This is a genomic window from Methylobacterium sp. WL18, from assembly GCF_008040015.1.
Classification (GTDB): Bacteria; Pseudomonadota; Alphaproteobacteria; order Rhizobiales; family Beijerinckiaceae; genus Methylobacterium; species Methylobacterium mesophilicum.
Genome location: NZ_VRVD01000516.1, coordinates 1 through 3,342, shown reverse-complemented (window position 1 = coordinate 3,342; position 3,342 = coordinate 1). Strand labels below are relative to the sequence as shown.

Sequence of the window (3,342 nt, the reverse complement as noted above, 5' to 3'; positions counted from 1 at the left end):
CCGGGCCGCTCCCGGGCCTGGGCCTTGCTGCCGCTCCCCGCCCTGGCCCTCTGGATCGGGGCGAGCGGCTTCGGCTGCCTGCGCGATTGGATCGCCCCCGGCACCGATCGGCCGAATCCCCAGGAGGTCGCCGGCTGCTTCAGTTTCCTGGTCTGCGTCTCGGCGCCGCTTTCCGTGCTGATCGTCGTGATGCTGCGCCGCGCCTGCCCGCTCCGGCCGAACCTGACCGCGGCGCTCGGCGGGCTCGCGGCCGCAGCAGCGGCGGCCGCTCTGTTGATGCCGTTCCATCCGCACGACGCGACCACGTCGGATCTGCTGATCCATGCCGTGGCGGTGCTGGGCGTGATCGGACTCAACGGTCTCGCGGGCGGCCGGCTGCTCGGCAGCCGTGTCAACTCGAGCTGAGCGTCAGCGCTCGTCCGGATCCGCCCCCGGCCAGGCCACGATCCGGTCCGGCAACTCGTCGTCGGAGAACTCCTCCTCGTTGCCGGCAAGCCGGCCCCGGATGGAGATGCCGGCCTCGTGCACGCTGGAGGCCCGGCCCGAGACCAGGGGATGCCACGGATAGAGCGGCTCGCCGTCGCGGACGAGCCGATAGCCGCAGGTCGGCGGCAGCCACGGGATCGTCCGCACCGCCTCCGGGGTCAGGCGGACGCAGTCGGGCACGCGCTTCTGTCGGCGGGCATAGTCGCGGCAGCGGCAGGTCAGGCCGTCGAGCAGGGTGCAGCCGATATCGGTGTGGTGGACCTCGCCGGTCTCGTCGTCCTCGAGCTTGATCAGGCAGCACCGACCGCACCCGTCGCACAGGCTCTCCCACTCGGACGGCGTCATGGCTTCGAGGGTCTTGGTCCGCCAGAACGGCTCGGCGACCCCGCGGCGCAGCGCCTCGGGCTTGGACATCGGTCAATCTCGCGATCGGGAATTGGCTGTCTCTGCCCGAGCCCGCGCCGCCGGGCAAGCCGGCGGGCCTGCGGCGAATCACGGGACTGCGCAGAGCCTCGCCGACCGTTCCGGATCCTGCTAAGGATGGACACGCCGCGCGGTGTCTCGGCCGCCGGTTCTTGCCCGCGGCGCGGGCGCTCGACAAGCCGGGTCCGACAACGTGCGCCTGCCGACGCTCACCGAGATCAAGATCCGCATCGAGCGCGCCGCTTTGGCGTTCGATGCCTGGGTCAATGCCGGCCTCTACGACAGCGGCCGCTCGACCGGCGCGGCCTACGAGCGCTTCCAGCGGGTCATGAGCCGGTTCGCCGTCCACGGCTGGAAGCGGATCGCCCTCGACCTGACCAGCGAGGCCGTGACCCTGGGGGCCGGCGGCGCGGTGCTGCTGCTCGCCTTCGCGCAGCCCGCGTTCCAGCTGACCAGCGAGAACTGGCTGAAGCAGCAGGACCTCGCCGTCACATTCCTCGACCGGTACGGCACCGAGGTCGGTCGGCGCGGCATCAAGCACGACGACTCGCTCAAGCTCGACGAGTTTCCCGACATCATGATCAAGGCGTTGGTCTCCACCGAGGACCGACGCTTCTACGAGCACTGGGGCATCGACCCGATCGGCACCCTGCGGGCGCTGGTCAACAACTCGCGCGGCGGCGGCGGAACGCAGGGCGGCTCCTCGATCACGCAGCAGCTCGCCAAGAATCTCTTTTTGACGAACGAGCGCTCGCTCGAAAGAAAAATCAACGAGGCGTTCCTGGCCCTGTGGCTGGAGAGCCACCTGACCAAGAACGAGATCCTGAAGCTCTACCTCGACCGGGCCTATATGGGCGGCGGGACGTTCGGCGCCGTGGCGGCGGCGGATTACTATTTCGGCAAGCCGCTCAAGGACATCAGCCTGGCCGAGGCGGCCATGCTGGCGGGCCTGTTCAAGGCGCCGACGAAATACGCCCCGCACGTCAACCTGCCCGCCGCCCGCGCCCGCGCCGCGGACGTGCTCCACAACATGGTGGAGGCCGGCTTCGTCACGGAAGGGCAGATCCAGACCGCCCTGCGCAACCCGGCGACCCCGGTGACCCGCACCCGCGACATCACCGCCGACTATTACCTCGACTGGGCCTTCGGCGAGATCAAGGCCATGGCCGATGCGGGCAAGCTCCGCAACGACCGCGTCCTGACGGTCAAGACACCCCTCGACCTCGCGATCCAGAAGCGGGCCGACGAGGCAGTGGCCGACATCCTGCGCAAGTCCGGCGACGCCTTCGACGTCGACGAGGCTGCGATGGTCATCCTCGACCCGGACGGGGCGTTGCGCGCCATGGTCGGCGGCGCCGATTACGGCGAGAGCCAGTTCAACCGCGCCACCGACGCGCTGCGCCAGCCCGGCTCGTCGTTCAAGCCCTACGTCTACTCCGCCGCCCTCCTGTCGGGGCTGTTCAAGCCCGAGACCGCGGTGGTCGACAGCCCGGTCTGCATCGGCAATTGGTGCCCGCAGAATTACGGCCGGTCCTATGCCGGACGGGTGCCGATGTGGCTCGCCGTAGCGAAGTCGATCAACACGATCCCGATCAAGATCTCGATCTCGCTCGGCAAGGCCATGGGCATCAGCCATGAGGCCCGCGCCGCGAAGGCCGGCCGCGCGAAGATCACCGATCTGGCCCACAAGATGGGCATCACCTCGAACCTGATCGACACCGTCTCGATGCCGATCGGTTCCGACGAGGTCACGGTGATCGACCAGGCCGCCGGCTACGCGGTGTTCGCCAACGGCGGCTACAAGGCCAAGCCCTATGCGGCCATGGAGGTGAAGAACTCGTCCGGCGAGGTGATCTACCGCCACGCCGACGAGGCGCCCGATCGGGTGCTTCCGCCCCAGGTCGTCGCCGACATGAACTTCATGCTCAACAAGGTGGTCGAGGAGGGGACCGGCAAGCGCGCCCAGCTCGAGGGCGTGAAGGTCGCCGGCAAGTCCGGCACCACGAACGCCTACCGGGATGCGTGGTTCGTCGGCTACACCGGCAATTACGTCGGCGCGGTCTGGTTCGGGAACGACGACCACACCTCGACCAACAAGCTGACCGGCGGCTCGCTCCCCGCCCAGCTCTGGCACGACGTGATGGAGCCGGCCCACCAGGGCATCGAGATCAAGGGCTTGCCGGGCCTGAAGGAAAGCCCGCGGGCCGCCCAGCAGCAGGCGTCCGGCGGTCCCACCGCCCCGATCGATCCGAATGCCAGCGCCTACGGCAAGCTCTCGCGCCGCTCCTTCGAGGTCATCGGCGGCCTGAACGGCCTGTTCCGCACCGTCGAACGCGCGCCTGCGGGCGACGCGCGGCCGGATGCAACGGGCGCCGACAAGGCCACGCAGAAGTCCGACCGGAAGCCCGGCGACCGGGCCGCGGCACCCTCGGC

3 protein-coding genes are annotated in these 3,342 nt (G+C 69.5%); 2 read left to right on the top strand and 1 reads right to left on the bottom strand.

The genetic code is table 11. From position 1 onward, the window contains the following. A partial coding sequence (locus FV228_RS24160; RefSeq protein WP_147856886.1) for an NrsF family protein occupies positions 1-405 on the top strand: 405 nt, incomplete at its 5' end. A gap of 3 nt (positions 406-408) precedes the next feature. On the opposite strand, the gene FV228_RS24155 is transcribed toward FV228_RS24160, so the two are convergent. Beyond that, complete coding sequence (locus FV228_RS24155) at positions 409-900, bottom strand: YcgN family cysteine cluster protein (RefSeq protein ID WP_147856885.1); 492 nt, start codon at positions 898-900, stop codon at positions 409-411. 202 nt (positions 901-1,102) lie between these two features. Between FV228_RS24155 and FV228_RS24150 the strand changes: the two genes are divergently transcribed. Beyond that, a partial coding sequence (locus tag FV228_RS24150; RefSeq protein ID WP_246694019.1) for a PBP1A family penicillin-binding protein occupies positions 1,103-3,342 on the top strand: 2,240 nt, incomplete at its 3' end.

What these genes read in the sequence shown, in the direction of transcription:
- FV228_RS24155 (WP_147856885.1), bottom strand. Translation starts at nt 900, where the DNA reads ATGTCCAAGCCCGAGGCGCTGCGCCGCGGGGTCGCCGAGCCGTTCTGG.